The sequence below is a fragment of the Barnesiella sp. WM24 genome, assembly GCF_004570975.1.
Taxonomy (GTDB): Bacteria; Bacteroidota; Bacteroidia; order Bacteroidales; family Muribaculaceae; genus Muribaculum.
Genome location: NZ_SPPC01000004.1, coordinates 51,937 through 77,283 on the forward strand (window position 1 = coordinate 51,937; position 25,347 = coordinate 77,283).

Sequence of the window (25,347 nt, forward strand, 5' to 3'; positions counted from 1 at the left end):
AGATTAAAATGCCTCGTAGTATTTTGTGGCTTTTGTCTCATTCGTAATACGAAGATTGCCGGGTATGGCATTCTTGACCCAAATCTGATTGTCCCAACTTCCCTGTGTAAATTTGAATTCCGCAGGTAATTTGAGGCAGATATCGATACTGTATGTCGAATCATTCATTTGTGTCATTTTTATTCCCTTTGGATTCCAGTTTGCAAGAGTCTCCTGATTGCCGGTTATATACACATCTCCATTTAGGGCTGTCCCCGAAAGTTCAATATGTGCCTGATAGGATGCACTATCGGTTGGCTGACTGTCATAAGTAAGTCGATAGGCTGCATAACTCTTTAGTGCGTCGATAAGCACAGGTTGGTAACTCCCATTGTGGGAATATTCCGGATACTCTTTTATCACCATCTTGACATATTCCGGAAGGTTGGCGGATTCAAAATGAGTCTTCACTTTGTCCCACGCTGACCGCCATTCGTCAGGCCACCCGGTATCCACACATTCATTAGCCATCGTCATAAAAATGAAACATGGCTTCTTATTGTTGAAATCATAATTTACGAGTTCTTTTCCCCATAGCTGGTCATCCCATGCCAGATTGGGAGATAGGGCGATATAGTCATCAAACATATACTCGGAAGTCAATGATTCAAGAATGAAAGACGCGCTTAGGGAATGTCCTACTGCAAGCGCACGTCCGGTTGTGCGATACTCTGAATTGATATATGGTATCAGTTCTTCTTTTATGAATTTTTTGAATAGTGGTGCACATCCATAATCATCCGGCATATTTTCCGGTTTCTGTATATTAACGGGCATTGAATAGAAATCCCTGTTTCTATCATAATTGTAATCAGGCAGATAGGGAGAAGTAATACCCACGACAATGAATGGACGAGTATCTTCATTTTCAGGTTGACAACCATAATGCATAAGGCTATGTACCAAATCAAATCTTGAACGCCATTGAGAATCGAATACATATATCACATCGTATTCCGATTGGGTAGCCTCCTCATACTCATTAGGTGTGAATATAAGTACCTGGCGTTTGAAAGGGAAAAATTTTGAGTCAAGATTCTTGACCTCAACTCTTGCAGTCTCCTGTGCCAATGCTCCTGATATAGAGACCAACACCATAAAAAAGATTGTGAGTATTCTTATCATTTTTTGTAATTTTGATTTCTGATGCAAAATTACAGCCATTAAGAATCCCTTGCCATACCCAAAAGTAGACAAATGAAGCTCGGAGTGAAAAACATACACTTTTGTGTATGCGCCATGTAGATGGCTGTGAATGGTTGCGAGATTCATTATCCGACATCAGAAATGTCTACAATCTGTCTACGTCAAAAACATCAAATCCCCGCAACTCATTGAATTGCAGGGATTTCAATTGCCTTTGGCGGAGAGGACGAGAGCGAGAGATGAGTTCCTGCCAAAAATATATATCTGATTATATGGACCGTACTCCTTTGTTTTCGATTGATAATGTCTATTTTTCGTCTCTATTTGCTTGATTTTTCTCCAGACCCTTTTAGCATTGCCACAAGATCCTCGAGCACTGCGATTCTTTTATCTTTTTCCTCAAGTAGAGATCTAAGATTCTTTTCTCGTTCATGGATGACCATCAGTGCATTTCCGTCATCAACTCCACTATATGCGGGTGTCTGATTAGGCTCTGTTTGCACTGTTCTATCAAAAAAAGCATCTATGGGGACGCCGAGGAAATCTGCCATCTTCTCTAATTTTGAAGCGCGGACGTCCCCACTGATAGCTTGAGTGAGCCCTACCTTTTCATTGTACTTCATAAAAGAAATCAATTGCTTTTTCTTTAAGCCTCTTTCATTGAGTAAATCAATGACTCTTTGTGGATTATACATATTGCTTTATTGTTTATATTGATTAACTTATAGCTTTCAATAGAATTTATTTTAAAAATAAATCAAATTTCATTTGAAAATATCAATTGTATTTAATAGATTTGCAGTACTAATTTAGCACCATTTATCAAATTTACCTAATTTTTATGGATGAAAATACAAATTTGGCTATTTCTGACCATTACAAATCTTTGACTCTTGCAAAGAAGAAACTGGTGATTCGCACTGTCGTTTCAGCTAAGATTATGTCGCGAACCTCCTTATTCAAGAAACTAAGGGAACACAGTTTCACAATCCTTGAATCTAAATACATGACTGAACTCCTAAAGTCCATTGACCATGCTAAGCCGGATTGAATTTTACACATGCCCCGACGGTTCTGTGAACATGAAACCGGGAAGTAGCCCTGTATGCAGTTATGACATTTCATGCAAGGAGGTGACTCAGGAGATGCTTGTGTACATAAAGGACATATATCCGGGGGCTTTCAATGCCTTGTCTGACTTGTATTCAAGGTCGGAGAAGAATAAGGACTTCTTTGAGTTCAAGATGGTACACCGCTTTATAAGGTGTAATTTCGGGGAATACGATGCTCTGTCAATGGACATCTCCGCTGACGGAAATTTCAATTTTGAGCATGTCTCCTGCCCGCTCAGGGGCGAATGTATACACGAGGGGGTAATCTGCATGCCAAAGAAATCAACCAAGCTTTCTGCAAGGGAGGAAGAAGTGGCTCGCCTGCTGGGTCAGGGTCTCGACCGTGTTCAGATTGCCGATGAGTTATGTATTTCTCCGTTCACCGTCTCTCGACATATAGCCAACATAAAATCACGTCTCGGAATAAGCAAGACATCTGTAATAGCCCTGAAATTCCGGGAATAAATGGGGGGTAATTCTAATGATTTCAAACAAAGACAAAGAGTTGATTTTAGACCGTTCACGGATCGAGGATGTGGTCGGCGAGTTCTTGACCTTGGAACGTTCAGGCTCACGGTTCCGCTGCTGCTGCCCTGTCCATAGCGAACGGTCACCCTCCTTCATCGTAGACCCTTCACGCAACACCTATCACTGTTTCGGATGTGGCGCACATGGTAACGCAATCTCATTCCTTACCGACATACAGGGCATGTCATTCCCCGAGGCTTGCCGTCATCTTGCAAAAAAATACCATGTCGACATTGACGAGGAGTGGGCGCCCAAGACTGACGAGGAGAAGAGAATCCAGTCAATCAAAGACTCCATGTATGCAGCCAATAAGGAGGCTACACTGTTTTTTGCAGCATGCCTACGGGCTGACAACGATAAAGCCAGGTTTGCGCTTAACTATGCAACCAAGCGCTGGGGCAAGGATTTCATCTCATCTGAAGACATAGGGTTCGCCCCCGGGAACGGCGCACTTCTGGCTCACATGCAAAGCAAATGCTTCAGCCTTGAGCTGCTGGTCGACATGGGGCTTGTCGGACGTTCGGAGAAAGGCAGGATATATGACGCGTTCTGGGACAGGATTGTCATTCCGATCCGTGACCGCTACCGTAAGGTAATCGGATTCACGGCTCGACGCCTCGATGATGAGAAACCGAAGTATCTCAATTCCCCCGAAAGCGCCATCTACTCAAAAGGCAAGAGCCTTTTTGGAATACATAACATCCACCGCCAGGCTTCTAAGGAAGAGGTAATCTATCTTGTGGAAGGCGGTCCCGATGTCATGAAGCTGCAGTCGCTCGGTGTCAACAACACCGTGGCGGCACTCGGGACGGCCTGGACTTCAAGCCAGTTTGAACTGCTCCGACGATACGGCGCCCGGCTATGCTTCATCCCTGATTCAGACCCCGCACCTGAAGACCAGACTTTCGGCGCCGGTATCCAGGCTGTAATCAAAAACGGTATCTCCGCAATCAAAGAGGGGTTCAATGTGACCGTCAAGGAGATTCCGCCCGGCGACAAGGGGAAGAAAGCTGACCCCGACTCGTTCATCTCTTCCAAGGCGGTGCTTGCTTCGCTTCCGGAAGAGGATTTCATCCCCTGGTACGCCGCAAAGCTGTCACGCGAGGACGACACGGCGACCCAGAAAGCGGTGGCGGTGAAAAAGGTGGCAGAGATTCTCGCCCTTGTCGATGACAGGCTGCGTATGAAAATGTATGTAAGCCAAGTGGCAAAGATATTCTCCGTGCCGGCGAGCATCCTGCAGGGTTCAGTCAATGAGGTCACAAAAGGCAACACCGAGAAAAAGAAAAAGACCGGTGAAAAGATGATTGACAAGGAGCTGTATCAGAAATACGGCTTCTACGAACGCGGCAACAGGTATATGTCTATCGGAAAGAACGCCGAGGATGACGAGTGGAGCAACTTTGTCATGATTCCGCTGTTGCATGTGAAAGACCCCATTTCATCGAAACGACTGTACAAGCTCATCAACGACTGCGGTCACACGGCGGTGGTCGAGATGAAGCAGGAAGACCTCGTGTCGCTGCAGCGCTTCAAGCTGCGCACCGAAAACGAGGGCAACTTCAGGTGGATTGCAAAGGAGGAGCAGCTGAATAAACTGAAGGGGCTGCTGTATGAGGCGGTGGAGCCTGCACAGGAAATAACTCAGCTCGGTTGGCAAAGGGAGGAGTTCTTTGCATTCGGCAATGGTGTGTTTGACCGGGGAAGGTGGATTGAGGCCGACCAGTACGGCATCATCCGTCTTGAAGAAAAGGGCTGCTTCTATCTGCCCTCCGCATCTATTCTGTATGCCAAGGAAAAGGGATTGTTCCAGTTTGAACGCAAATTCGTACACAATGACACGTCTGAAATCACCCTGCGGCAATATTCAGACCTGCTTGTAAAGGTGTTTGGAGACAACGCTAAAGTGGGCATATGCTTTTATCTCGCCACCCTGTTTAAGGATATTGTAGTGGGTGTCACCGAAAAGTTCCCGATACTGAACCTGTTCGGTGAGAAAGGCTCCGGTAAATCTTCGTTCGGTGAGTTCATGATGTCGTTTTTTGTACCACGTAACAAAGGCACGAACCTGACCCAGGCAACCATCGCCGGACTTGCGGCGGTTCTCGCCCAGGTGTCAAACGCCCTGGTACATATAGACGAGTATAAAAACGACATCGACAAGGAACGCCGGGAGATTCTGAAGATGCTGTATGACGGCGTGGGTCGTTCCCGCATGAACATGGACCGCGACAAGAAAAAGGAGGTTACAGCCGTCGACTGCGGCGTGATGCTATCCGGACAGGAGATGCCTACCATCGACATCGCCATATTCGCCAGGACCATTTTCCTGACATTCAACAAGACCGTGTTCACTTCCGAGGAGCAACGCGGGTTCAACGAGCTGTCCGGGCTGCGTGACGCGGGATGCACCCACATCACACTGCAGTTGCTTCGCCACCGGAAGAAATTTGAAGAGGAGTTCAAGGGTTGCTATGCGAGCGCATGGAGCGACGTGCTCAATGCCATTGCCGGCAATCAGGTCGAGGACAGGATCGCCCGCAACTGGACTATCCTGCTCGCCGCATTCCGTACTCTTGAGGGCGTCATCGATGTGGGCTTTGATTACAGGGAGATGCTGTCGCTCTGTTCAAAGGGCATCCTGAGACAAAACGGCGAATGTCGGGCATCCAATGAGATGGCGGGATTCTGGAACACCGTCGACTTCATGCACCAGAACGGGGACATATTCAATGAGGCGGATTACCGTATCCGTCATGAAGTGGAGTTCAAGGGCAAGGGCATGAGGGAGGCGATTGTGTTCAACGGCTCCCGGAGGGTGCTCTACCTGTGTACTAAAAGGGTGTTCATGCTATACAAGATCAAGGGGAAGATGATTGGCGACAACACCCTGCCGGTTAGTTCCCTCCGCCATTATCTTGAACACTGCCCGGAATTTCTCGGAGTGAAAAGCGCTGTAAGGTTCAAGAATATGTCCAACGACCAGGAGTCATATGCACAGGTTACATCGCCGTCAGGCGTGAAGTCGGTGCAGAAGACATCCCGCGTCGACTGGGCGCTGTGTTTTGACTATGACGCGCTTTCCAAAAATTTTGAGATTAACCTGGAGGTCAACGCCGACCCCATCGACGAGCCTGACCCCATCGATATAGACACAACGGATAAAGAGACTCCTTACTGACATGAATGCACGACAGTTCTTTGACCTCGTGGTCGTGATGCGCGACCTGCAGCGCGAATATTCCCGCACAGGATGCCGCGACCGTAAGACTCTCCTTCTTGCCAAGGATGCGGAGCGGAAGGTTGACGAGGAGATTAAGCGCGTCAGGATCATCGAGAATGAGCGACGCGCTCCAAGGCTCGATATATGACCCATTGAAGACTACTATTTAGCATTAACCATAAAACCGAATCAAAAAATGAAACAGCAATCAATTACCCGAATCAACGGTGTCGACATCGTGACCGTTGAAGAGAATGGCGCAATCCTTGTGCCTATCAAGCCGATCTGCACAGCACTTGGCATCAACGCAAAGGCGCAAAGAGACAAGATCCATCAGGATGAAACTTTAGAGTCAGTTGGGGTGCTCAGCACCCCAACTGGAGCTGACGGAAAGCAGTATGAGATGTTCTGTTTGCCGTTGAAATACATTTTCGGATGGCTGTTTACCATACAGCCCGACCGCGTTGCACCTGATGCCCGTGAGGCTGTCATAAATTACCGCAGGGAATGCTATGACGTGCTTTATGATTATTTCTCCGGAGGCGCCAGGCGCCAGCAGGAGATGAACCTCATGGAGCAGGAACTGCTTGGAAGAAAGGAGTCACTGTTTTGTGAAATCAAGGATCATAAGGGGGCAATAGGGGCATGCAATAAGGCGATTGACAAAATTGACATTCAGCTTCGTCAACTGCAATCGGAAAGGCTGAATCCCCAGCCGTCTCTCTTTAATTGAGCATACTTAATACTAAAAAAATTGACATGGATAATTCAGATAAAATCAAGAGTGTAATAATAAGCGACGGCATGGAACAATACGCCGAGCATCTAAGCAATGAGCTGAAGGAAATGGATGGTTTCGTATTTATAGGAAGGCGAAAGGATGACAATCCCAAAGGGCGTTGGATGACTTCTTCCACAATGGCATGGGGACCCCAATTGGCTGAAGCTTTCGCTAATTTCATGTGTCTGTGCCCGCAATTTGCTCAGTCTGTCATTTTTGCCGTTCACAAATATCGCTCTATTCACAACTTAGGAGAAGTAACACTAAAGGGAGAGCGGAAGAAAGCGTATATTTCTTTGCCGATTACCGGCTACGACATAGAGGAGCGTAAGGCGGTTGCTGAAGCAGCCCGGCAGTTCATGAAAGAGGTAGGAGCCGAGGCTGTAACGCCCTTTGACATCTGCGACGACCCAAAACTGAACTATGCTCACTGCATGGGGCGAGACATAGAGGCATTGCTTGGATGCAAGTTTGCGGTGTTCCTGCCCGACTGGAGACAGTCGCGAGGGTGCCGTCTGGAGCACTATGCCGCCAAAATCTACGGCATAGCCACCATGGGCATCAATGACTACAGACTTATTAACCGTTTTTTTACCCGACAAATACAAGAAATCATGAAAGTAGACATCACAATCCAGTTGATTTGTTTTGTAATCAACATTGCCTTGGCAACGGGCGCTCTGATCTTTTTTCGCAAGGCTACAAAGCTAAAAGCACACGCTGAAAGACTTGCGTCAAGAATAAGCGAGCAGTTCAATGCTCTTTTCACGCTGCACGAGCGCACGGAGCGAATCCGGACTTTAAGACTTAGGAGAACGAGTCCCATACCGGAGTGCATTAAATTCGATTCAATTGAAAGGGCGCGTTTTATTGAAGCTGAGGAAATGGGCATGGTAAAGGAGCTCGTATTGGGTATGCGTAACTACGGACTAATAAAAATAGATTCAATCTCCGAAAAGGAAGATCCCTTTAGCAAACGAACCGTGTTAGATATGGAGATTTCAGTACAGGTGTTGCCTCCGGGATCAACATAACTTAATAGACTGCTTAACATAAGGAAACGAATATGAACCGCGAACAAAGACTTCAAAAGCTTATAGAATTAGTACAAGACGCCGTAGCTGAATATGTATATGAAACAAGCGACAGCGAGTTTTCAGCATTGATTTCAGTAAGTGCTTCATCGGGATGGACAAGCAGGCCCGAAATCAAAGAGTATGAAACCTATACAGAAGACAATGAAGAAGAAGAATAGATTAGCCATCATCGCAGCCGTCCTCTGCGCCGTGTGCCTGAGCGGATTTACCTACTCAAATAAAGAAGGCGGCAACATACCGACTGATTCAGAGCAGATGAGAATACTCCACTTTCATGGACACCGGTATGTCTGTTATCGCTTCTACGAAAAAGAAACACATTTTGCGGTAGTAAAGGGACATACTGCGATTGGCGGAGCTTCCATCACCCACGACCCCGACTGCCCGTGCCATAAGGAAGGAGGTGAGAGATGAGAACAATCAAATTCAGAGGCAAACGCATTGACAACGGTGAGTGGGTATATGGCTCACTCGCTGAAACCCACGGCAAACTGTTCATCGGCATTCCTACCGACCCCGGGATGGATTGGCGCAAAGTAGATTCTAAGACAGTAGGCCAATTCACAGGACTGCTCGACAAGAACGGCAAGGAGATCTACGAGGGGGATATTATTACAGCTGACCGCTATCCATTCTTCTCTGACGGCAAGCCTAACTATGTTGCAGTTGTAGAATGGAATGATTGTGGCTACGCAGCATTTTTCGAGTTACACAAAGATAGCGACGCACGAGGTATCAGCGTTGGTTGCCCTGTTATGGATTTTGATAGCGACAATGCTGCTGAATTTGAAATCATCGGCAACATCCACGACAACTCCGAACTGCTAAACGAGAAATAATATGGAAAAAAGAATTTGCTACTTCGGCACAAGAGGTAGAGCCGGACATTTCGCTTACCCGATAGTGGGGAGTTTCACGAGAGAGGAACTCAAATCTATTGACAAAATAGACAACCCGATGTACCATGAAGCGATGAAAGAAGACGGCTTCATTTACGGAACGCTTGATAACTTTATGTACTACGCAATTCCATGTAGTAAAGATGACAAGCGACCTGGGTGTATTTCTGCAATATTCGTAGAATTTGCAACAAGCTCAAACGACATTAGAGAAGCTATATTGAGTGATTGTGAACTCAGATGGCGGTTTGATAAAAGATACCCAAAAGAAGACGAGATATGAAAACCCCGACTGACCGACCGCAGAAAGCGAGGGAGTGTGAGGAGTGCAAGTACTATAAACACTCCGACAAATGCGGACTACATGCAGTGATAAAGGAATACAAGCATTCGTATGGACTTGCCCCTGCCCGATGCCGACTATTCCATGGCTATCATTGCCCCGACTTCACCCCGAAAACAAAAGAGAAATGACGGCATTATGAAAGCTAAACGAAAATCAGACGGCAAGATGATTGAGGTAGTCGAGGTTGACCTGATGGCTACCTATAGTGGAAAATTACTCTATTGGGATTATGAAAACGATGGCTTCTATTCCCCCTCCGAGCTCGACTTCAACGTTGACGAGGAAGAGACCATTGACGGATGGGTGGCGAGAAATAAGAATGGTGATTTATTCATATATACACACAAGCCTGAACGAAATTTCATTAAGTCTTATTGGATGGGCGAAATATCTGATATGACCCCCGACAACAATGTGTTCCCCTCCCTTACATGGGAGTCCGAACCTCTCGAAGTCACCATAACCATTAAACCGAAGAAGAAATGAAACACCTAATAACCATCCTTGCAGCCGTCCTCTGCGCCGTGTGCATGAGCGGATGCGAGGAACAAAGGACACAAGAACGGATTGATGCTGATATGGCATCACATATAACTGAGTTCAACTACAAAGGACATCGGTATATTCGCTATATCAGCGACGGAGTGAATAGTGCGGTTGGTGGCATCACCCACGACTCCGACTGCCCGTGCCATAAAAGGGACTGACGCATGGACAAGACTAAGATTTGCAAGGGATGCGGACAGGAGTTGCCGCTGGACGCTTTTTATTACAAGGGCTATGGGATATATTTCCCGCGCTGTAAGGAGTGCGAGAAAGCGAGACTCAGCAAATATTCCGGAGTAAAGAAGAAACGGAGGCAGGAACCGGAAAGGGAACTGGGATCTGCCTGCATCCGGGGGTATGTCCGCGGCAGCCTCCACCACCTTTACGAGGCGGCAATCATCAAATCCGGAAAACGATGACCGCCCCTGACAAGATACTGACTGCCGTGACCTGTGCCTTCGGTGTCGCCACTGCCGAGATTTCCGGGAAGAGTCGCCTCCGCCACATCACGGAGGCGCGGCAGGCGGCAATGCTGCTCATGCGCGATTTTGCCGGCATGACCCTGATGGAGATTGCCGCAGCGATGAACCGCACCCACCCTACGGTAATACACGGCATCGCCAATGCCCGGTTTCTTATCGGCATTGACATTCCGTTCACTGTTTGTTTCCATAAAGCGAGATGCTTGCTTGTATCCACTAATAAACTGCTTCATGAAAAAGAGATTTAGACTCAAGACCGTTGCCGGCGCATCACCGGTCTATATAGTGCAGGTGCGCCTCTTTTGGTTCTGGGTAGATGTCAAGCCATTCTATGACCCATGGGATCCGGACTATGCCGCCCTTTGTGCCACAGAGTTGCTTGACTTGCTCAGAGAGTAGATATTGTTGTTTCATTTTGACCGGGCGTGGTAGACCTTTCAGTCTGCCGCGCCTGCTTTTTTTGCCCGGAAACAGGGCATTTTTTTTGTTTTTCCGAAATTGCGGTGTTTTTAGAATGGGACATATTTTTAATCTACATTGTCTACATTATCAACATTCTTAATAATCAATAGGTTAAAGTGTAGTTTTGCTGTATACAAAAATCTACACTTGACTACACTTGCCCGGTTTCGGCAAAAAAATCTACAAAACTACTACAAAATCTACGCTATTTCTACACTTTTTCAATAAGTGTAGTTTTGTAAGTGTTTGAAAATCAAGCGTATTTTAAAAGTGTAGTCAGTGTAGACCATGTAGACGCCCACATGTGTGTCAACTTTTCGGAACAGAAAATATTTTTTTTACTGTCCGAAATGGCTAATTTTGTGTATAATCAATTATATATGAGTGACTTTGTTATATACGTGCCTCTTGAAAAGCACATCCGCCAATGGCTGACAGCCACTCTCGGCGACCCCGTCATGTTCCCGGCTTACTCCAATGAGAACGCCGTGATACGCTCTTTCACCATAAAGACACCCCCGGGAGTCACCCCTGTCGACAACCGCTCCGGTATGGTAGCCATCAGGCTCCCTGACTCCAGCTCGAAGCCGCCGGAGACCTACAATCATCTCGGTAAAAAGGGACAGATAGCCTTGCGCGAGGCTATCAAAGACCTTTTCATGCGCGCTCTCTGGAGCGACATCACGCCGCTCTGCGAGTCAAAGGTCGGGGTCAACAAGCTCATCGCTGCATGGTGTGAGTCCAAGGGCATTGACATTGATTCGGTCGAGACCGTGAGACAATGTTTCTATCGCCTCCGTAAACAATATGCCCAAAACGGTATAAACATAAAAAAGTTCAAATAAAAACAACCACAACCCCCTGTCTGATAACGGAATGACAACCAAGACGACACAGACAGACACAACCGCAAACAAATGAAACAGATTTTGCATAACATCATCCGTCTTGAGGCTGTCAGCCCTGATTCGCTGTCATCGGTGGTAATCGTGCCGTCGCGCGCTGCATTTGTGACTTCTGATGCAATACAAGGGACAGAACTCGACCTGGCGCGTCCGGCTTCTATCAGCCACACCACAAAGACAGTCGACCGTACAAAGGTACACTCCGTGAAGCTGTCAGCCTCTCTTACCGAGCATGTCGATGTGGACGGTCACCCGTCATGTTATATCGCCACTTCCGCCGACGGCTCGCAGTGGCTTATCGGCAACGCCTCCATGCCTTACCCGGTAAGCGACATCGAGGATGTCATGCCGTCACGCTACTCCGAGGCATCTGTGTGCAACCTCACTGTGGAGTGGACAGGCACCGTAGGGTTACTGCCTCTTGTATTCAATGGAGAAATCAAGCATATTATTTAGAAATCTATAGTATATATTTGGACTTATCCGATTTTTCACTATATTTGCACTGGTATTGAGCAAAACGCACTACGTAATTTCATCCGTGCATTTTGTAAAATGGTCTATTTTAGTTTAAAGGTGGTGCGCGTGCCGGCGCATCACTTTTTATAAAATCAGGATATTAGGATTATACATATGGCTTTATTGCAAATTATGGAGGCTGCTTGCCGTGAGGCAGGCAGCTCTTGTGTTTTTGTGCAATTTTTCTCCTGATAAATTTGCATATATGGAGCAAAAATGCTACCTTTGTACTGTTGTTAACAACAAGAGAACATTTATTTTTTTATGAAGTATTCTGAATTGGAGGCTGAATTGACAGCCGCAGGATGCAAGGTCGTCAGGAAGGGTGGAAATCACCTTATATGGCTTTCGCCGATAACGGGTAAAAAATTTCCACTTGGACATCACGGTGCTAAAGAAGTGCCGCCCTCGACCGTCAGAAGTGTCCGCCGACTTGCCGGGATTAAGAAGTCCTGACAGTCGCAACCAAGGAGATGAGCCGGGGGATTATCCCCCGCTCATTACTTCATAACTAAACCATGTGTCGATTGTTGTTAAGAATAAAGGAGGATTGCAAGCCTCCTTTTAACAAGACATTAATAATTTCATGACGATGAAAGCAAACATAATTTTCGAGATGGCTAAAGATGGCGGGTGCTCGTGTTTCATGCAGGAGGATGTTCCTGATTTCGGATTGACCGGATACGGGACAACCCCGCAGGAGGCGAAAGTCGACATGCTTCAGGCCTATGAGGAGATTAAAAGTATGCTCAGAGAAGAAGGTAAAACGCCGGTTGAGCTGGAGTTTGTTTATCATTACGACATGAAATCATTCTTCGAGTACTTTGATTTCCTTAATGTGTCCAAGGTTGCGCAACGCGCCGGAATCAATCCATCGCTTATGCGTAAATACACATCCGGAGTCGCCAATGCCGGCGAGGGTCAGTATCTGAAGCTTCAGAAGGCAATTCATTCAATGGCGCAGGAACTTGCTGCTGCAAACTTTTAAGCAAACCCGGCCCGTGAGGGTCTACTTCATAAAATAAATGTTCTGCCGTGTCCCTTGAGGCACGGCTTTTTTTTGCACCGATATATTGCACAATCAAAATCTTTGACGTAGCTTTGCAGTGCGAAAATCATATAAGCGCATGTCGCTTCCGTCGGGCATCGGTCAATTGTCCGGACATAAGTCAGGGCATTTTTTATGCCCTTTCCATACACAGCCATAGCGGCTGTCATATCCTTTACAATTATTTGTCCTTCGGGGCGATGCTTGTATGGTTTTCGCGAACGGGATATGACAGCCGTTTTTCTGTCTGATAACGCGAAAATCATACAAGCAATGAAACAGACGATTTCATTAAAGGCACCGGGCAGAGCCTTAAATCTCCCGAAAGTGACAGTCAGTGGCGCCACCCTGCGCCGGGTATCAACATTCGCAGCCACAGCCGGAACCGCCGGGGCATGGATATGCGCCATCGCCGACCGGCCCGTCGCCACATGTCTCTGCGCACTGCTCGTGACTGTGTGTGCAGCCGTCAATCACTCAAGCAAGGAAGGAGGCGAGATATGAAACTCACAGCGACTACATATCTTGAGCGCATAAACGAGATAGAGGACATGGTCAACGAAGGCAAGCTGCCGGCTCAAATGGGAATCCTTGCCGCCTCTCTCACAAACCACCGGCCCGACCCTAATCCGGAACCCGACAGCGAGAAGCTTTCGTCAGCCGACATTCGCGACCGTCTCGCACTGGTGTGCGACCTCACTCTCAATGAAATCGCGGAGGTCATGACCGCCCTCGGCTACAGGGTATATGTCGACCCCATCTCCGGAGCTGAGTGGGCTGTCAGGGAAAATGCCGGATAACTCTTTTCCAGGGACACATTTTTTTACATTTTTTTATATCACAGGACAGCCGCGCGCGATGCGTGGCTGTCTTTTTTTTGCCGTTTCATGCGCGATAATTTAGCGGTAATCTTAACGAAACGCAATGGATTACCAGCTTATTATCGACTATATGATTGGGCGTTGGGGCTACTCTAAGCAGTTTGTCCGCAACAATCTCGCGCCATTCAAAGGCAAGCACGTCGATGTCTTGATCTCTTCACCGGGAGGTGACCTCGACCATGCCCTCGACATCCGCCAGCAGTTCGCCGACCATGGCGACGTGACTGTACACATCACCGGCTTCACCGCATCTGCAGCTACAGTGATAGCGATGGGCGCGAAGCGTGTGTGCATGTCAAGATATGCGATGTTCAAGGTACACAAGTGTTCCAATTTCATTGACGTCTGGGGCAACTACAACGCCGATGAGATGCAGAAGCTTATCGAGGACCTCACCGAAAACAAGAAGGAAAATGACAAAATCGATGTCGTGCTCGCCAATCTCTATGCCACCCGCTGCAAAAAGAAGGTGTCTGACATCCTCGACATCCTTAAAGCCGACCGATGGCTCACAGCCCAAGAGGCGCTTGACCTCGGCTTTATCGATGAAATCAGGGAAGCCGACGCCAATGAGGTGACCTGGACCTCCTGCAGCGCCGACACCGCGCGAAAGCTTAACGCGCTCGGTCTCGGCGTCGAGGGGATCCCTTCAGCCGCAGTCACCGATGAAGAGAAGGCGTCACTGTGGGAGAAACTGAAGAAGTCGCTTTTCCATAGCGAGGGCAGCAAGGAAAACACAGCCGATAATCAGCAGGGACAATCCGAAACCCTAACCAACACTACCACTGAGATGAAGACAATCAAGCTCACAGCCGCAATGGCTGCCGTTCTTGCCGTGGAATCCATCGAGGCTGACGACAAGGGGACTGTCACCCTTTCCGAGGCTCAGGTCAATGACATCGCCTCAAAGCTTGAGGCCTTGACCGCCGATGTCACCGCAAAGGAAAATTCCATCAAGGAACTTCAAGAAAAAGTGGCTTCCCTGGAGAAGCTTCCCGCTGACAGCACCGATGACGTAAAGGATGACGGCTCGGAAGAAAAGCTTAACGCATCCGACATGTACAATTCCATAAAAGACATTCTCTGATTATGCCGCCTATCAACTGTACCGACCAGGATTTTCTCACCAGTGCGAGAAAATACCGCAAGGAGCTGCTCCGCCTGCCGGTTCTACGACTCCTTGATGTCCTTAAAAACAACTTTACGCTCCGTGCCGGTATCCGATTCGAGGAGAAGCTTTACTCGGTTGACGCCGACATGCAGTTCGGTCCCTACGACCCGAAACGCACCGAGGAACTCGGCGTTGACATCGCGGCCCGCACATTGAAGACTTTCTTCGGATCCGTGCGCCGCGAGTTCGACCCCAACCAGTTCTATAAGACCGTGCTCGGGTCCTCGATCACCAAGGGAGAGGCCCTGAAAAACGTGGAGGTGGCGCGACTTGTGCTGTCTATCCTCTCCGGCAAGCTCGGCGACCACATCGCGCGCGAGATGTTCACTGCGGTGCGCAAGGATGACGGCACAACCACCCATGACCTGTTCAACGGCTTTGACACCATCACCGCCACAGAGATAACCGATGGTAACCTCGCTGTGGAAAAGGGCAACCTTTTTGAGTTTACCGACGCCATCGACTCGACCAATGCGGTGGACCTTGTCAAGGCTTTCCTCCGCTCCGGCGACGACTTCCTGATGTCGCAGGAGGGTCTCAAGCTTTACATGCCGTATAAGGTATGGTATGACTACATGGACGACTACAAGATCACCACCGGAGCCATCTCCTACAACCAGTCTTACCGCCAGATCCATCCCGAGGGCTTTGAGAATGTCACTTTCGTGCCGATGTTCCAGAAGAAGGGCAGCGAGTTCCTTCAGCTCACCGACAAAAACAACATGCTTATCGGTGTCAACCAGACCGGCGAGGAGGAAAGCATCGTGGTCGAAAAGCATGACGTGGTGCTGCTCACTTTCTTCGCCACCATTTTCTTTGGCTGCGACTACGAGTCGATCGACCCCACTCGCCTGCTCGTAGGAAAGCTCAAACAAGTTGAACCCTAAAACACGGACCCGCAATGAAAAAGACTGACTGCTCCGCAAAGAGCCTGTATGAGTCGCTTCGATTCTGCCCCGGCGAGAACACCCTGCCAGGTCTTCGTCCCGAGGCTTACGCGATACCGAAGTCTCAGATACTGAAGTTCCCGAAGCGCAAGACCCCCGCCGATGCCGGTGCAAGCCTCGGCTCGCTCGTGACCTATGACGGTGATTTCACCCTCGCGGCCGACGCCAAGTTCTTTGCCGTCGACATTGTGACCACTGCCTCCAATCTGAAGGCGGAGTCACAGGGCGAATATCCCTCAAGCTCATTCCTCGTCTCCGTCACCCTCAAGTATGCGGGTGTCGATGAAGAGGCGACCGGATTCTGCATGATGGCTAACACTGACGACCTCGTGTATGTCGTGCGTCAGAAAAACGGCAAGTACCGCGTCATCGGCAACGATTTCGAGCGCACCACCACCAAGCCCTCCCAGGACTCCGGCATGGCTGTGACCGACGCCTCCGGAACCAACCTCGAGGTGTCGGTGACCGACAAGTCGCCCGCCCCGTTCTACACCGGAAAGCTCGTGACCGAAGACGGTGTCATCGACTGCTCGACAGGGCTTATCGAGGAAGCCGCCGGTGCCTGACCCTTATTTGACTGATAGTATTAATGTGAATCCGCGCGGCTGGCTGCATCTGACCATGTATGCCGCCGCGCTTTCTTCTTAAAAATGAATTTTATGGCTAATATTGACCAAAAACTCACAGCGGCTATACAGGAATGGCTCAACACGCCGCAGGAGTCGCGCGACATGGCTGCAGGCGCGGAGATGCTGCTGAAGCTTAACCGCAACATGGCGATGTACAACTCGGCAATGAGACGCCCGGAGAAATATGGTGACAAGGTCGCTTACGAGCTCAGGAAGTATCTCAACATACGTCTGCGCGGTATGGCTGTCAGCGACGTGGTGGACCTTGAGCGCCGCGTGATGCCACGCGTGGCTGAGACCCTTGCGGAACCTGCCCCGGACACTGTGCTGCCTGTCGACGCGGAACACCCCGAGGCTAAGGTGGCGCGCGGCAGACGCGCCGACCATGACTCGCTGCCCGCGGAGATACAGGCTCTTTACACCGACAACCTTGACCGTCGCCGTCGCGTCGACCTCCTGTTTAACGAAATCAAGGCTATGAGCCACATGCAGCCGTGTGACCGCTTTGAGAAGCTGCACATGCTCGACGAGACCGAGAGCGAATACCGCAAGGCGTGGGCGGCCTACGACTCTTATGTTGCCGGGGAACCTGTGCCGGTTCCGGACGCGGAGGTGAAAAAGCGCCTTTCGGCGGCACGTAAGACAATATCAAAATATCGCTCCGTTTATGAGAAGAGCGCCGGTGACCGCCGTGAAGCTGCAGTAGCCAAGGTGCGTGACGCGGCGATGACGGTGCTGCAGCTCGGCGGCGACTTCTCTGACGAGACCAGGTTTGCACTCAAGGAGATGGGTGTCTCGCTGTGATGGAGCGCGCCGGTGCCGTGGCGGCGTTGCTCAGACCGCTGTCTTCTGCCGCCTGTCAGACTTATTTCTGCGACTCCCTGCAGCTTGCCGACATCATCGAGTGGACTGTCATGCAGTGCGGGGTCTCAACGCTGTCTGTCTCCTCTTTCTCTGCCGGGGAGGAGTTCCTGCGGCGGCTGTGGCGGCTCCGTGACTCGGGGATGGTCGATGGCTGCACGCTCATCCTCGACGCAAGGGCGATGAAAAAGACCGGGCTGCTCTCTGCCTTTCTGGATGAAGTGACCGACCGCGTCTATGTCGCGCGCAATCACTCCAAGGTGGTGCTTGTCGAGGGCTCGCTGATGTCAGCGGCGATCGTGACCTCGCAGAACCTTACCAGAGGCAACCGCACGGAGGCGGGTATGGTCATTTCTGACCATGACGCCGTAGACGGGATCAGACGCGGCATGACCGAATTAATCAATAAATCAACTCTTATCAATGGAACTAACTCAGGAACAGATTGACCGGATACGTGAATACGCGTCAGACCTTACCCCGGTGCGAGACATCGCCGCGCTCATGGAGCTTGACGAAGACTCGCTGCGCGCCGAAATTGATTTTCCCGGCTCTGAGGTCGGGAAGGTGTATCGCAAGGCTGTGGCTGCTACAGCACTTGCCATACGCCGTCAGGAGATTCAGTTTGCCCGCATGGGGGCGCCGGCGGCGGTGCAGTCGGCTTCTGCCTATGTGGCTTCATTGCTTACCGATGTCTGAGTCATGGCACTGCCGAGAATCGCCGATGTCGCCCTCTCCCACCTGTTCACCCCCTACGAACGCATGCTGCAGGAAGGGGTGCCGGAGGTTACTGCCAACAGGATAATGAGGCTGCGCGCCGCCTATGACCACTGGCTCGCATTTCCGAAGAAGCGTGACCGCGAGATTATCGCGTTTCTCACTTCCCGCTACGGCGTGGCTTCTTCGACTGCCTATGAGGATCTTGCCATAGTCAAGAACCTGCTCGGCAATCTTCAGAAGTCATCCAAGGATTATAACCGTTACCTGGTGATACAGCGCCTTAACACGGCTTATGACCTCGCCTATGCCAAGGGGGACATTAAAAATATGATACTCGCCACCGACCGCCTCGCCAAATACACGCAGCTTGACAAGGAGGACGAGAGGGATGCCGACTGGGATGCAATCGTGCCGCAGCGTTTTATTTTCACCGACAACCCCGAGGTGCTCGGCTTCCGCCGCATGTCAAACGTCAAGGAGCGTAAGGCCGCGCTCATGAAGAAGTATTTCACCGAGGATGTGAAAGAAGTCGATTTTGAGGAGATTGACTTTGACCAGGAGTCCCTGTTTAAGCCTAACCATGTCAATGCCGATGGAACAGCCAAAGACCGACCAGCAGGTATATCTTAACGATGTGCAGCGCGACATCACCACTGTCGTACAGGCGAAAGACACCATACTCGTTGCCGGTCGCGCCTTCGGCAAGGGTCCCGTGCATGCTCTGTGGAACCTTCGCAACTTCCAGCGCATGCCTGGCTCTATCACCGGTATCGTGTCGGCTAACATCAAACGTGCGCTCACCAACACCCTCCCGTCGATGCTCGTGCACTGGGAGAGGTGGGGCTACAAGCGCAACCGCCACTGGTGTATCGGCATCAAGCCCCCTAAGGCTTGGGGATGGGGAAAGCCCATATTTCCGGTGCAGAACTTTGAGAATGTACTGTCGTTTTATAACGGCTCGGTCGGGTATATCATTTCCCAGGACCGGTCCGGCACATCCAATTCCCAAAGCTATGACGCCCTCGACTGCGACGAGGCAAAGTTTATTGACTTCGAGCAGTTCAAGGATGAGACGCTGCCGGCGCTGCGTGGCAACCGCCAGTATTTCGGCAAGCACTTCTTCCATCACTCGATGCTGATCACCTCCGACATGCCGGTGACCCGCAAGGGATCCTGGTTCCTGGACTACCGCGAGAAGTGTGACCCGGAGGTCATAGAGATGATAAGGACGCTCGCCTATGATATAGCACAGATGGAAAGGCGGTGCCGCGAGCTGCGTGCCAAGGGAGTGGAGCCATCCCGCTGCATCAAGGGTGAGCTACGCCGCATGCACCGCGAGCTGTGCCAGTTCCGCTCTGTGGCGGTGGACTACCGGGAGGTGTCATCGATTGAAAACCTGGAGGTGCTGGGCGAGGCGTTTATCAAGCAGCTCAAGCGTGACCTGCCCCCGCTGACGTTCCAGACTTCGGTGCTGTGCAAGCGCATCGGTCTGTCGCGCGACGGGTTCTATTCGTCTATGACCGAGAGCCATAAGTATTCCGCCACCAACTTCTCTTATCTCGACTCCCTGGAATATCAGTTTGACAAGATCAAGGAGCCGTCGTCGCTCATGGACGCCGATGTCGACCCGGCTCAGCCCTTGTGTGTCGCCTTCGACTTCAACGCCAATATCAACTGGCTGGTGACCGGACAGCCGCGCGGCAGGAAACTGCTCGTGCTGAAATCATTCTATGTCAAGTATGAGAGGAAGCTGCGTGAGCTCGTGGCTGACTTCTGCCAGTATTACCGCCACCACAAGAACAAGCGCGTGATTTTCTACTTCGACGCCACGGCAAAGCAGGGTAGCTATGCCGTCGACAACACTACCTTCATGACGGTTATAGCGTCGGCTTTCAGGCTTAACGGCTGGTCGGTGACCCTCAAGGACATCGGAAAGCCCATGATGCAGCCGGTGAAACACCTGCTCATCAACCGCATGTTTGCCGGGCAGGGCAAGCTCATGCCGATGATAAACCGCGAGAACAACGAAGACCTTATACTGTCCATACAGACAGCCGGTATATATAACGGGGGAAAGGACAAACGTGCCGAGAAGCTCGCCGAGTCCGACGAGTCTCCGCTGGAGCTCCGCACTGACGGTAGTGACGCCTTCGACACACTGTGCATCGGGTGTGAGAAGTACCCGGTGTCTAACTCTATGGTGTCGGTGGTCTCTTCTTTCTGACCCCGGAATTTTTATTACTGCCTTTTTTTGATTTGTTTTATTGGTTTATTAAGGTAAGGGGCATCTGCTGTGAAGCATGTGCCCTTTTGTTTTTCGGCAAAATCTTGAATACTCCTTTTTCAGGGCGACTTTTTTTAAAGAGAAAGCCCCTGCATGGCTCGTTATGCAGGGGCGGTGTAATCAAAACTAACGCCTTAATAAGACAGGCGGGTCGAGCCTATTATCCTTGACATGTCGGCAAGGGCATGATTGAATGTCTCAAGCTCTGCTTCGGTAAATCTTGCCTGCTTCCCGTTGACATCATTGCCGTTGATGCGCTGCGACAACCATGCGCGCGACTTATTGAAATAAGTGCGAGCTATATAACTGAGGTTTACCATCTCACATATAGAGCCGAGCTGCAGCTTCAATGTCTCCTCGTGCAGGTCGCTTATCTCGCCGCTTAGCCGCTCGATATTACTTGAGATAAACCTGTCAATGGCAGCGCTGTCTGCTTCAGTAGTTGCTTGTGCTTTTATGTCAGCCATCATCCTGTAGGCTTCCGGAGTTATGCCTTTGTCGATTAATGTCTGTAGTTCGTCAAGTCTCTGCATTATATCCATAGTGGTACTGTTTTATGCCCCGGTCGCCCGGGGCTTGATTAGTATTCATTCCTTTTCGAGTTCATTCAATATGCGCTCTATCTCGTTGATTCTGTCAAGCAGCTTGTCAAGCTCTCTTTGGTGTCTTACCGGCGAGGCTATCTTGAAAAATTCAAGTCTCGCCTTGGCTTCCATCTTCTTGTGGATGAGCATCTGAATTAATTCTCTTTTGTCCATAACGTTAGTTTTTGATTACAATACAAAGATAATAAACATTTCGTTATTGCGCAAGTTTTTGTCTGACTATTTTTGCATCGGGCTTATTTTTTTCTTGCACAATCAAAATCTTTGATGTAGATTTGCAGTGCTAAAACATCAACGGTGTTAGTCACCGCCGAGAGCATCGGTTAACTGCTCGACATAAGTCAGGGCTTTTTTTTATGCCCCTTTACATACGCAGCCTTATCGGCTGTCATATCCACAACTTTATCACGCTCCGGCGTGACCACTGTTGATGTTTTAGCGGACGGGATATGACAGCCGTTTTTCTGTCTAATAACATCTAATTAATCACGCTAAAACATCAACAGTATGAAACAGACGATTTCATTAAAGGCACCGGGCAGAGCCTTCAATCTCCCGAAAGTGACAGTCAGTGGCGCCACCCTGCGCCGGGTATCAACATTCGCAGCCGTAGCCGGAACTGCCGGGGCATGGATATGCGCCATCGCCGACCGACCCGTCGCCACATGTCTCTGCGCACTGCTCGTGACAGTGTGTGCAGCAGTAAATCACTCAAGCAAGGAAGGAGGCGAGATATGAAACTCACAGCGACCACATATCTTGAGCGCATAAACGAGATAGAGGACATGGTCAACGAAGGCAAGCTGCCGGCTCAAATGGGAATCCTTGCCGCCTCTCTCACAAACCATCGACCCGACCCTAATCCGGAACCCGACAGCGAGAAGCTTTCGTCAGCCGACATTCGCGACCGTCTCGCCCTGGTGTGCGACCTCAGCCTCAATGAAATCGCGGAGGTCATGACCGCCCTCGGCTACAGGGTATATGTCGACCCCATCTCCGGAGCTGAGTGGGCAGTCAGGGAAAATGCCGGATAACTCTTTTCCACGGACACATTTTTTTACATTTTTTTTATATCGTAGGACAGCCGCGCGCGATGCGTGGCTGTCTCCCTCTCACACTCACCCTCCATTACCACCTGGGCGGCTCGGATTACCGAGCCGCTTTTTTTTTGTGTCCACCTGTCGATGATGTTGACCGTGGGGCTGTCATATACCGCCTTTTTCGGGGTGGTAATCGGCGGTAATGCGTAGGGCGCCGTGGGGCTGTGCTTCGTCACATTCGGGCTTCGCCCGAAAATTTCGCCGGCTAAATGACTTATTCACAAGCCATTTAGCCGGAATGGAGCGGAAAAGCGTCGGAAAATGCCGCTTTTTGCCCGTAAAAACACAGGCGACATTCTTGTGCATCAGGTTTTTACGGGTCCCGGTGCCTGTTGTCTTTTTTCTCGGCTTCCCGCATGCCTAACTTCGGGCTATCTAATTGAATGATATGGCAACTACGCTCGTGACTAACATTGACAGCCTTGTTTTCCTCTCTGACCTGGAGGTGATACAGATGTCGTCCAACGAGACATCGGTCGCAGTGACCGTGTGTGACTCCCGACGACAGGCACTGTTCAGCACTGTGCTCTATCCCCACTCCAACGGGTCGGTGTCGCTGTTTGACATAGACAGGATTATTAAGAACTCACTGCGTGACTCAGCGACCGGCTCTTTCTCTATATGGGTCAACGGGGAGGCGATATGCTTCATGACCGTAATCCGCTCCGACGTGAAACTGTCACTCCCGGCTACGGAATGGGCACGGCGGAGATTCCTGACTGCGATGACAGGCGAACGTGACACCGCAGTCGGGCGGCTGGAGACGCTTTCCTGCTATAATCCGGACAGGCTGCCGTGTCGCGCCGACTGCCTGTACCTGTCGCCCGCCGGCAGGATTGTCGCCCGACAGGTAGCCATCGGCGCCACGGAGACCACAGGCGACGTGACCGAGTATGACGTGTCGCCGCGCCGATTTGTGCGCGACGGCTACGAGCTGGTGCACTTCACGGTGAGGGTCGGCGACATGGCGCAGGCATACCGCGTGATTGTGTCGCCTCCGCCACTTACCGGCGCTTTCCTTTTCCGGAACAACTTCAACTGCTGGGAGACCCTGCACTGTCATGGAGAGGTCACCGCCGACCCTCAGTATTCAAGGGTGACGGCTATGGTCAACGGCAGTTTTGAGGCTTACGACATCGGCGAGACCGACAAGCACGTGGCTTCGACAGGGGTCATGAGGTTCGGGGCGGAGTCGATAGCCCGCGACCTCGCGCGCTCCGGCTCGGTCTACCTGCTAAACCCCGACGGGACTCCGGGCGAGAGGGTCATCATCACCGACTGTTCTGTCGCCGACAGCAACGCCTATGACTTCACGCCGAGCTTCTCTTTCACCTACCGTCTCGCCCGCCGTGGCGCGTCGGACCTTGACGGTTTCAGGATATTTGACCACACTTTTGACCCGACATATGAATAAGAGACCCATAAAAATGATGCACTGGCTTGACGCCCTCGCCCTGCTGGAGTCGGGCGAGCCATGCGACCTGAAGGTGTGGAAGCTGTCGACCGGCGACATCATCGAATACCGCAGGGCGGTGTGCATCGGCTGGTCGTTCCGCCGCGGCACACACCGCATATTGACCTCGGCAAGCAACCTGCCGAGGGAGTTCCGTGACATAACACTTTTTGAGATAAATGGATACGAAATCATCAGGTAGCGCCGCATCAGGGCGCAGACAGGTCGAGACCGTGATTCTCGACTTCAAGGTAAATGACGCATCTGCCGGCGTGACCGACACCGCCGACGTGTTTGAGGAGGATTACCTGGTCCCGGAGGGGAAGGTGGTGCCCGGCTATCCGTCATTCAGGTACGTGCCTTTTGGAGGCTCCGACGACCTGCCCCACGAGATTCTAAGGCACATCGGCATGGACGAGGTGCTTTCCCAGAACCTCCTGTTTAACGTGCTGACAGCCTACGGCTCCGGCGTGGAATATACCGACCCGGAGACCAATCGTCCGACTAAAGACCCGGAGATATGCGGATTCATGCGAGCCAACTCGCTCAAGAGGTTTTATCTTGAGCAATGCACCGACATGAAGCACTTCTTTTTCTCGGTAGCCGTGATTGTCCTGAACAGGAAACGTGACCGGATTGTGCAGGTAAGGCACAAGGATGCCTGCTTCTGCCGCTTTGAGAAGGCTAACTCGTCGGGGAAGGTGTGCCACCTTTTCTATGCCAACTGGAACAGGACGAGGTCGCTCGGCAAGAAGGACGTGGAGATGCTTGAGTTGCTTGACGAGCGAGACCCGCTGGGCGACCTGCGCGTGAAGCTCGGGCTGGACTACGGTATTGACGGTGTCAGGAAGGTCAGGACGTCGGCTTACAAGTTTGCTGTGGTGATGCGGTTTCCCACACCCGGCAACCGCTATTACCCGATGCCCTACTATACGTCGCTGTTCCGGGGCGACTGGTTTGACATAAAGAGGCTTATCGGGAAGGGTAAAAAGGCGAAGATTCGCAACCATGCCGCCATAAGATACCAGGTGGAGGTGCATGCCGACTACTGGGAGCATATATGCGAGCGTGAGAATATAACCGACCCGGTGGAGAAGGAGGCGCGCATCAAGAAGGAGCAGGAGAACATACGCGACTTCGTGACCGGCATCCACAACTCGGGGAAGGTATGGATAACGGGGTATTATGTCGACGCCTACGGTCATGAGATTCATATGGTGAAAATCAGCGTCATCGACACCGGCAAGGAGGGCGGCGACTGGAGCGAGGACACCCAGGAGGCGTCAAACATGCTCTGCTACGGCACCAACATACATCCTAACCTCGTGGGCGCGGTGCCCGGAAAGTCGCAGAGCAACAACTCGGGTTCCGACAAGCGCGAGCTGTTCACGCTCAAACAGTCGCTTGAGACCGCCTTCCGCGACATGCTGCTCGGCGTGCATGAGCTTATAATATGGTTTAACGGGTGGCAGGATAAAGCGGCGCCGACTGTGCCCATGGTGCTGCTGACCACCCTTGACAAGGGCACTGACGCCAAGAGTGTCAATCCTAAGATTTCTTGAG

Annotated in this window: 39 protein-coding genes; 34 read left to right on the forward strand and 5 right to left on the reverse strand. The window is 50.6% G+C overall.

The genetic code is table 11. The features are described from left to right. Window positions 1-3: 3 nt before the first annotated feature. Window positions 4-1,164, reverse strand: a complete 1,161-nt coding sequence (locus tag E4T81_RS04930; RefSeq protein WP_167761709.1) for an alpha/beta hydrolase-fold protein — start codon at window positions 1,162-1,164, stop codon at window positions 4-6. A 341-nt stretch (window positions 1,165-1,505) separates the two neighbouring features. Next, window positions 1,506-1,880 (reverse strand): hypothetical protein, encoded by a 375-nt coding sequence (locus tag E4T81_RS04935; RefSeq protein ID WP_135042002.1) that lies wholly within the window; start codon window positions 1,878-1,880, stop codon window positions 1,506-1,508. 339 nt (window positions 1,881-2,219) lie between these two features. Between E4T81_RS04935 and E4T81_RS04940 the strand changes: the two genes are divergently transcribed. The 29 genes from E4T81_RS04940 (at window position 2,220) to E4T81_RS05075 (ending at window position 20,566) form a co-directional block, all read left to right on the forward strand. Further along, window positions 2,220-2,762 (forward strand): response regulator transcription factor, encoded by a 543-nt coding sequence (locus E4T81_RS04940; protein ID WP_135042004.1) that lies wholly within the window; start codon window positions 2,220-2,222, stop codon window positions 2,760-2,762. Between the two features lie 16 nt (window positions 2,763-2,778). Further along, the gene (gene dnaG, locus E4T81_RS04945; RefSeq protein WP_135042006.1) at window positions 2,779-6,006 is read left to right on the forward strand and encodes a DNA primase; all 3,228 of its coding nucleotides are present in this window, start codon (window positions 2,779-2,781) and stop codon (window positions 6,004-6,006) included. Between the two features lies 1 nt (window position 6,007). Then, complete coding sequence (locus E4T81_RS04950) at window positions 6,008-6,196, forward strand: hypothetical protein (RefSeq protein WP_135042008.1); 189 nt, start codon at window positions 6,008-6,010, stop codon at window positions 6,194-6,196. A 48-nt stretch (window positions 6,197-6,244) separates the two neighbouring features. Beyond that, window positions 6,245-6,781 carry a phage antirepressor N-terminal domain-containing protein gene (locus tag E4T81_RS04955; RefSeq protein WP_135042010.1) on the forward strand — a complete coding sequence of 179 codons (537 nt, stop codon included), beginning with the start codon at window positions 6,245-6,247 and terminating at the stop codon, window positions 6,779-6,781. A 26-nt stretch (window positions 6,782-6,807) separates the two neighbouring features. Next, the gene (locus E4T81_RS04960) at window positions 6,808-7,863 is read left to right on the forward strand and encodes a DUF4406 domain-containing protein (RefSeq protein ID WP_135042012.1); all 1,056 of its coding nucleotides are present in this window, start codon (window positions 6,808-6,810) and stop codon (window positions 7,861-7,863) included. 32 nt (window positions 7,864-7,895) lie between these two features. Continuing rightward, window positions 7,896-8,084: a hypothetical protein gene (locus E4T81_RS04965; RefSeq protein WP_135042014.1), complete on the forward strand. Its 189-nt coding sequence runs from the start codon at window positions 7,896-7,898 to the stop codon at window positions 8,082-8,084. Beyond that, complete coding sequence (locus E4T81_RS04970; protein ID WP_167761711.1) at window positions 8,068-8,340, forward strand: hypothetical protein; 273 nt, start codon at window positions 8,068-8,070, stop codon at window positions 8,338-8,340. The genes E4T81_RS04965 and E4T81_RS04970 overlap by 17 nt, the downstream gene beginning before the upstream one ends. After that, on the forward strand, window positions 8,337-8,765 hold the full coding sequence (locus E4T81_RS04975; RefSeq protein ID WP_135042018.1) for a YopX family protein: 429 nt from the start codon (window positions 8,337-8,339) through the stop codon (window positions 8,763-8,765). The genes E4T81_RS04970 and E4T81_RS04975 overlap by 4 nt, the downstream gene beginning before the upstream one ends. Window position 8,766: 1 nt before the next feature. Then, entirely contained in the window at window positions 8,767-9,108 is a 342-nt protein-coding gene (locus E4T81_RS04980) for a hypothetical protein (protein ID WP_135042020.1), read from the forward strand. Next, window positions 9,105-9,299 carry a hypothetical protein gene (locus E4T81_RS04985; protein ID WP_135042022.1) on the forward strand — a complete coding sequence of 65 codons (195 nt, stop codon included), beginning with the start codon at window positions 9,105-9,107 and terminating at the stop codon, window positions 9,297-9,299. The genes E4T81_RS04980 and E4T81_RS04985 overlap by 4 nt, the downstream gene beginning before the upstream one ends. A gap of 7 nt (window positions 9,300-9,306) precedes the next feature. Beyond that, a complete protein-coding gene (locus E4T81_RS04990; RefSeq protein WP_135042024.1) occupies window positions 9,307-9,657 on the forward strand; it encodes a hypothetical protein in 351 nt (116 codons plus the stop codon). After that, window positions 9,654-9,878, forward strand: coding sequence for a hypothetical protein (locus E4T81_RS04995; RefSeq protein ID WP_135042026.1), 225 nt, complete (start codon window positions 9,654-9,656; stop codon window positions 9,876-9,878). Before E4T81_RS04990 ends, E4T81_RS04995 begins: the two co-directional genes overlap by 4 nt. Window positions 9,879-9,881: 3 nt before the next feature. Next, complete coding sequence (locus E4T81_RS05000) at window positions 9,882-10,136, forward strand: hypothetical protein (protein WP_135042028.1); 255 nt, start codon at window positions 9,882-9,884, stop codon at window positions 10,134-10,136. Then, on the forward strand, window positions 10,133-10,447 hold the full coding sequence (locus tag E4T81_RS05005; RefSeq protein ID WP_135042030.1) for a helix-turn-helix domain-containing protein: 315 nt from the start codon (window positions 10,133-10,135) through the stop codon (window positions 10,445-10,447). Before E4T81_RS05000 ends, E4T81_RS05005 begins: the two co-directional genes overlap by 4 nt. Further along, window positions 10,431-10,598, forward strand: coding sequence for a hypothetical protein (locus E4T81_RS15585; RefSeq protein ID WP_167761713.1), 168 nt, complete (start codon window positions 10,431-10,433; stop codon window positions 10,596-10,598). Before E4T81_RS05005 ends, E4T81_RS15585 begins: the two co-directional genes overlap by 17 nt. A 443-nt stretch (window positions 10,599-11,041) precedes the next feature. Continuing rightward, complete coding sequence (locus E4T81_RS05010; protein ID WP_135042032.1) at window positions 11,042-11,506, forward strand: hypothetical protein; 465 nt, start codon at window positions 11,042-11,044, stop codon at window positions 11,504-11,506. A gap of 72 nt (window positions 11,507-11,578) precedes the next feature. Continuing rightward, entirely contained in the window at window positions 11,579-12,022 is a 444-nt protein-coding gene (locus tag E4T81_RS05015; protein WP_135042034.1) for a hypothetical protein, read from the forward strand. 327 nt (window positions 12,023-12,349) lie between these two features. Further along, window positions 12,350-12,541 carry a type II toxin-antitoxin system HicA family toxin gene (locus tag E4T81_RS05020; protein WP_135042036.1) on the forward strand — a complete coding sequence of 64 codons (192 nt, stop codon included), beginning with the start codon at window positions 12,350-12,352 and terminating at the stop codon, window positions 12,539-12,541. A gap of 136 nt (window positions 12,542-12,677) precedes the next feature. Then, on the forward strand, window positions 12,678-13,073 hold the full coding sequence (locus tag E4T81_RS05025; protein WP_135042038.1) for a pilus assembly protein HicB: 396 nt from the start codon (window positions 12,678-12,680) through the stop codon (window positions 13,071-13,073). A gap of 333 nt (window positions 13,074-13,406) precedes the next feature. Continuing rightward, window positions 13,407-13,637, forward strand: a complete 231-nt coding sequence (locus E4T81_RS05030) for a hypothetical protein (protein WP_135042040.1) — start codon at window positions 13,407-13,409, stop codon at window positions 13,635-13,637. Continuing rightward, window positions 13,634-13,933, forward strand: a complete 300-nt coding sequence (locus tag E4T81_RS05035; RefSeq protein ID WP_135042042.1) for a hypothetical protein — start codon at window positions 13,634-13,636, stop codon at window positions 13,931-13,933. Before E4T81_RS05030 ends, E4T81_RS05035 begins: the two co-directional genes overlap by 4 nt. Before the next feature lie 124 nt (window positions 13,934-14,057). Further along, window positions 14,058-15,101: an ATP-dependent Clp protease proteolytic subunit gene (locus tag E4T81_RS05040; protein WP_135042043.1), complete on the forward strand. Its 1,044-nt coding sequence runs from the start codon at window positions 14,058-14,060 to the stop codon at window positions 15,099-15,101. 2 nt (window positions 15,102-15,103) lie between these two features. Next, on the forward strand, window positions 15,104-16,072 hold the full coding sequence (locus tag E4T81_RS05045) for a hypothetical protein (RefSeq protein ID WP_135042045.1): 969 nt from the start codon (window positions 15,104-15,106) through the stop codon (window positions 16,070-16,072). A 14-nt stretch (window positions 16,073-16,086) separates the two neighbouring features. Beyond that, complete coding sequence (locus E4T81_RS05050) at window positions 16,087-16,698, forward strand: hypothetical protein (protein ID WP_135042047.1); 612 nt, start codon at window positions 16,087-16,089, stop codon at window positions 16,696-16,698. A gap of 93 nt (window positions 16,699-16,791) precedes the next feature. After that, window positions 16,792-17,565, forward strand: coding sequence for a hypothetical protein (locus E4T81_RS05055; protein WP_135042049.1), 774 nt, complete (start codon window positions 16,792-16,794; stop codon window positions 17,563-17,565). A 26-nt stretch (window positions 17,566-17,591) separates the two neighbouring features. Further along, window positions 17,592-18,071 carry a hypothetical protein gene (locus E4T81_RS05060; protein WP_135042051.1) on the forward strand — a complete coding sequence of 160 codons (480 nt, stop codon included), beginning with the start codon at window positions 17,592-17,594 and terminating at the stop codon, window positions 18,069-18,071. Continuing rightward, window positions 18,046-18,321 (forward strand): hypothetical protein, encoded by a 276-nt coding sequence (locus tag E4T81_RS05065; protein WP_135042053.1) that lies wholly within the window; start codon window positions 18,046-18,048, stop codon window positions 18,319-18,321. Before E4T81_RS05060 ends, E4T81_RS05065 begins: the two co-directional genes overlap by 26 nt. A 3-nt stretch (window positions 18,322-18,324) precedes the next feature. Beyond that, complete coding sequence (locus tag E4T81_RS05070) at window positions 18,325-18,972, forward strand: hypothetical protein (protein ID WP_135042055.1); 648 nt, start codon at window positions 18,325-18,327, stop codon at window positions 18,970-18,972. Further along, window positions 18,935-20,566, forward strand: a complete 1,632-nt coding sequence (locus tag E4T81_RS05075; protein ID WP_135042057.1) for a hypothetical protein — start codon at window positions 18,935-18,937, stop codon at window positions 20,564-20,566. Before E4T81_RS05070 ends, E4T81_RS05075 begins: the two co-directional genes overlap by 38 nt. A gap of 194 nt (window positions 20,567-20,760) precedes the next feature. Here the strand turns inward: E4T81_RS05075 and E4T81_RS05080 are convergent, their stop codons facing one another. Next, window positions 20,761-21,168, reverse strand: coding sequence for a DUF5053 domain-containing protein (locus tag E4T81_RS05080; protein ID WP_245207013.1), 408 nt, complete (start codon window positions 21,166-21,168; stop codon window positions 20,761-20,763). 45 nt (window positions 21,169-21,213) lie between these two features. Beyond that, on the reverse strand, window positions 21,214-21,384 hold the full coding sequence (locus E4T81_RS15590; RefSeq protein WP_167761715.1) for a hypothetical protein: 171 nt from the start codon (window positions 21,382-21,384) through the stop codon (window positions 21,214-21,216). A gap of 354 nt (window positions 21,385-21,738) precedes the next feature. Here E4T81_RS15590 and E4T81_RS05085 point away from each other — a divergent pair, with 354 nt between their 5' ends. Both E4T81_RS05085 and E4T81_RS05090 read left to right on the forward strand, forming a co-directional pair. Continuing rightward, window positions 21,739-21,969 carry a hypothetical protein gene (locus E4T81_RS05085; RefSeq protein ID WP_135042059.1) on the forward strand — a complete coding sequence of 77 codons (231 nt, stop codon included), beginning with the start codon at window positions 21,739-21,741 and terminating at the stop codon, window positions 21,967-21,969. Continuing rightward, window positions 21,966-22,265: a hypothetical protein gene (locus tag E4T81_RS05090; RefSeq protein WP_135042061.1), complete on the forward strand. Its 300-nt coding sequence runs from the start codon at window positions 21,966-21,968 to the stop codon at window positions 22,263-22,265. Before E4T81_RS05085 ends, E4T81_RS05090 begins: the two co-directional genes overlap by 4 nt. A 23-nt stretch (window positions 22,266-22,288) precedes the next feature. On the opposite strand, the gene E4T81_RS05095 is transcribed toward E4T81_RS05090, so the two are convergent. Further along, complete coding sequence (locus tag E4T81_RS05095) at window positions 22,289-22,507, reverse strand: hypothetical protein (RefSeq protein ID WP_135042063.1); 219 nt, start codon at window positions 22,505-22,507, stop codon at window positions 22,289-22,291. Between the two features lie 212 nt (window positions 22,508-22,719). On the opposite strand from E4T81_RS05095, the gene E4T81_RS05100 reads away from it, so the two are divergent. From E4T81_RS05100 to E4T81_RS05110, 3 genes are read left to right on the forward strand one after another with little or no spacing between them, the layout of a single operon-like run. After that, a complete protein-coding gene (locus tag E4T81_RS05100) occupies window positions 22,720-23,745 on the forward strand; it encodes a hypothetical protein (RefSeq protein WP_135042065.1) in 1,026 nt (341 codons plus the stop codon). Next, window positions 23,738-23,986, forward strand: coding sequence for a maintenance system killer protein (locus tag E4T81_RS05105; protein WP_135042067.1), 249 nt, complete (start codon window positions 23,738-23,740; stop codon window positions 23,984-23,986). Before E4T81_RS05100 ends, E4T81_RS05105 begins: the two co-directional genes overlap by 8 nt. Beyond that, complete coding sequence (locus tag E4T81_RS05110) at window positions 23,964-25,346, forward strand: hypothetical protein (protein ID WP_135042069.1); 1,383 nt, start codon at window positions 23,964-23,966, stop codon at window positions 25,344-25,346. The genes E4T81_RS05105 and E4T81_RS05110 overlap by 23 nt, the downstream gene beginning before the upstream one ends. Window position 25,347 lies beyond the last annotated feature (1 nt).

Coding starts and splice junctions, on each gene's coding strand:
- E4T81_RS04930 (WP_167761709.1), bottom strand. CDS start 1,164: ATGATAAGAATACTCACAATCTTTTTTATGGTGTTGGTCTCTATATCA.
- E4T81_RS04935 (WP_135042002.1), bottom strand. CDS start 1,880: ATGTATAATCCACAAAGAGTCATTGATTTACTCAATGAAAGAGGCTTA.
- E4T81_RS04940 (WP_135042004.1), top strand. CDS start 2,220: ATGCTAAGCCGGATTGAATTTTACACATGCCCCGACGGTTCTGTGAAC.
- dnaG (WP_135042006.1), top strand. CDS start 2,779: ATGATTTCAAACAAAGACAAAGAGTTGATTTTAGACCGTTCACGGATC.
- E4T81_RS04950 (WP_135042008.1), top strand. CDS start 6,008: ATGAATGCACGACAGTTCTTTGACCTCGTGGTCGTGATGCGCGACCTG.
- E4T81_RS04955 (WP_135042010.1), top strand. CDS start 6,245: ATGAAACAGCAATCAATTACCCGAATCAACGGTGTCGACATCGTGACC.
- E4T81_RS04960 (WP_135042012.1), top strand. CDS start 6,808: ATGGATAATTCAGATAAAATCAAGAGTGTAATAATAAGCGACGGCATG.
- E4T81_RS04965 (WP_135042014.1), top strand. CDS start 7,896: ATGAACCGCGAACAAAGACTTCAAAAGCTTATAGAATTAGTACAAGAC.
- E4T81_RS04970 (WP_167761711.1), top strand. CDS start 8,068: ATGAAGAAGAAGAATAGATTAGCCATCATCGCAGCCGTCCTCTGCGCC.
- E4T81_RS04975 (WP_135042018.1), top strand. CDS start 8,337: ATGAGAACAATCAAATTCAGAGGCAAACGCATTGACAACGGTGAGTGG.
- E4T81_RS04980 (WP_135042020.1), top strand. CDS start 8,767: ATGGAAAAAAGAATTTGCTACTTCGGCACAAGAGGTAGAGCCGGACAT.
- E4T81_RS04985 (WP_135042022.1), top strand. CDS start 9,105: ATGAAAACCCCGACTGACCGACCGCAGAAAGCGAGGGAGTGTGAGGAG.
- E4T81_RS04990 (WP_135042024.1), top strand. CDS start 9,307: ATGAAAGCTAAACGAAAATCAGACGGCAAGATGATTGAGGTAGTCGAG.
- E4T81_RS04995 (WP_135042026.1), top strand. CDS start 9,654: ATGAAACACCTAATAACCATCCTTGCAGCCGTCCTCTGCGCCGTGTGC.
- E4T81_RS05000 (WP_135042028.1), top strand. CDS start 9,882: ATGGACAAGACTAAGATTTGCAAGGGATGCGGACAGGAGTTGCCGCTG.
- E4T81_RS05005 (WP_135042030.1), top strand. CDS start 10,133: ATGACCGCCCCTGACAAGATACTGACTGCCGTGACCTGTGCCTTCGGT.
- E4T81_RS15585 (WP_167761713.1), top strand. CDS start 10,431: ATGAAAAAGAGATTTAGACTCAAGACCGTTGCCGGCGCATCACCGGTC.
- E4T81_RS05010 (WP_135042032.1), top strand. CDS start 11,042: ATGAGTGACTTTGTTATATACGTGCCTCTTGAAAAGCACATCCGCCAA.
- E4T81_RS05015 (WP_135042034.1), top strand. CDS start 11,579: ATGAAACAGATTTTGCATAACATCATCCGTCTTGAGGCTGTCAGCCCT.
- E4T81_RS05020 (WP_135042036.1), top strand. CDS start 12,350: ATGAAGTATTCTGAATTGGAGGCTGAATTGACAGCCGCAGGATGCAAG.
- E4T81_RS05025 (WP_135042038.1), top strand. CDS start 12,678: ATGAAAGCAAACATAATTTTCGAGATGGCTAAAGATGGCGGGTGCTCG.
- E4T81_RS05030 (WP_135042040.1), top strand. CDS start 13,407: ATGAAACAGACGATTTCATTAAAGGCACCGGGCAGAGCCTTAAATCTC.
- E4T81_RS05035 (WP_135042042.1), top strand. CDS start 13,634: ATGAAACTCACAGCGACTACATATCTTGAGCGCATAAACGAGATAGAG.
- E4T81_RS05040 (WP_135042043.1), top strand. CDS start 14,058: ATGGATTACCAGCTTATTATCGACTATATGATTGGGCGTTGGGGCTAC.
- E4T81_RS05045 (WP_135042045.1), top strand. CDS start 15,104: ATGCCGCCTATCAACTGTACCGACCAGGATTTTCTCACCAGTGCGAGA.
- E4T81_RS05050 (WP_135042047.1), top strand. CDS start 16,087: ATGAAAAAGACTGACTGCTCCGCAAAGAGCCTGTATGAGTCGCTTCGA.
- E4T81_RS05055 (WP_135042049.1), top strand. CDS start 16,792: ATGGCTAATATTGACCAAAAACTCACAGCGGCTATACAGGAATGGCTC.
- E4T81_RS05065 (WP_135042053.1), top strand. CDS start 18,046: ATGGAACTAACTCAGGAACAGATTGACCGGATACGTGAATACGCGTCA.
- E4T81_RS05070 (WP_135042055.1), top strand. CDS start 18,325: ATGGCACTGCCGAGAATCGCCGATGTCGCCCTCTCCCACCTGTTCACC.
- E4T81_RS05075 (WP_135042057.1), top strand. CDS start 18,935: ATGGAACAGCCAAAGACCGACCAGCAGGTATATCTTAACGATGTGCAG.
- E4T81_RS05080 (WP_245207013.1), bottom strand. CDS start 21,168: ATGGATATAATGCAGAGACTTGACGAACTACAGACATTAATCGACAAA.
- E4T81_RS15590 (WP_167761715.1), bottom strand. CDS start 21,384: ATGGACAAAAGAGAATTAATTCAGATGCTCATCCACAAGAAGATGGAA.
- E4T81_RS05085 (WP_135042059.1), top strand. CDS start 21,739: ATGAAACAGACGATTTCATTAAAGGCACCGGGCAGAGCCTTCAATCTC.
- E4T81_RS05090 (WP_135042061.1), top strand. CDS start 21,966: ATGAAACTCACAGCGACCACATATCTTGAGCGCATAAACGAGATAGAG.
- E4T81_RS05100 (WP_135042065.1), top strand. CDS start 22,720: ATGGCAACTACGCTCGTGACTAACATTGACAGCCTTGTTTTCCTCTCT.
- E4T81_RS05105 (WP_135042067.1), top strand. CDS start 23,738: ATGAATAAGAGACCCATAAAAATGATGCACTGGCTTGACGCCCTCGCC.
- E4T81_RS05110 (WP_135042069.1), top strand. CDS start 23,964: ATGGATACGAAATCATCAGGTAGCGCCGCATCAGGGCGCAGACAGGTC.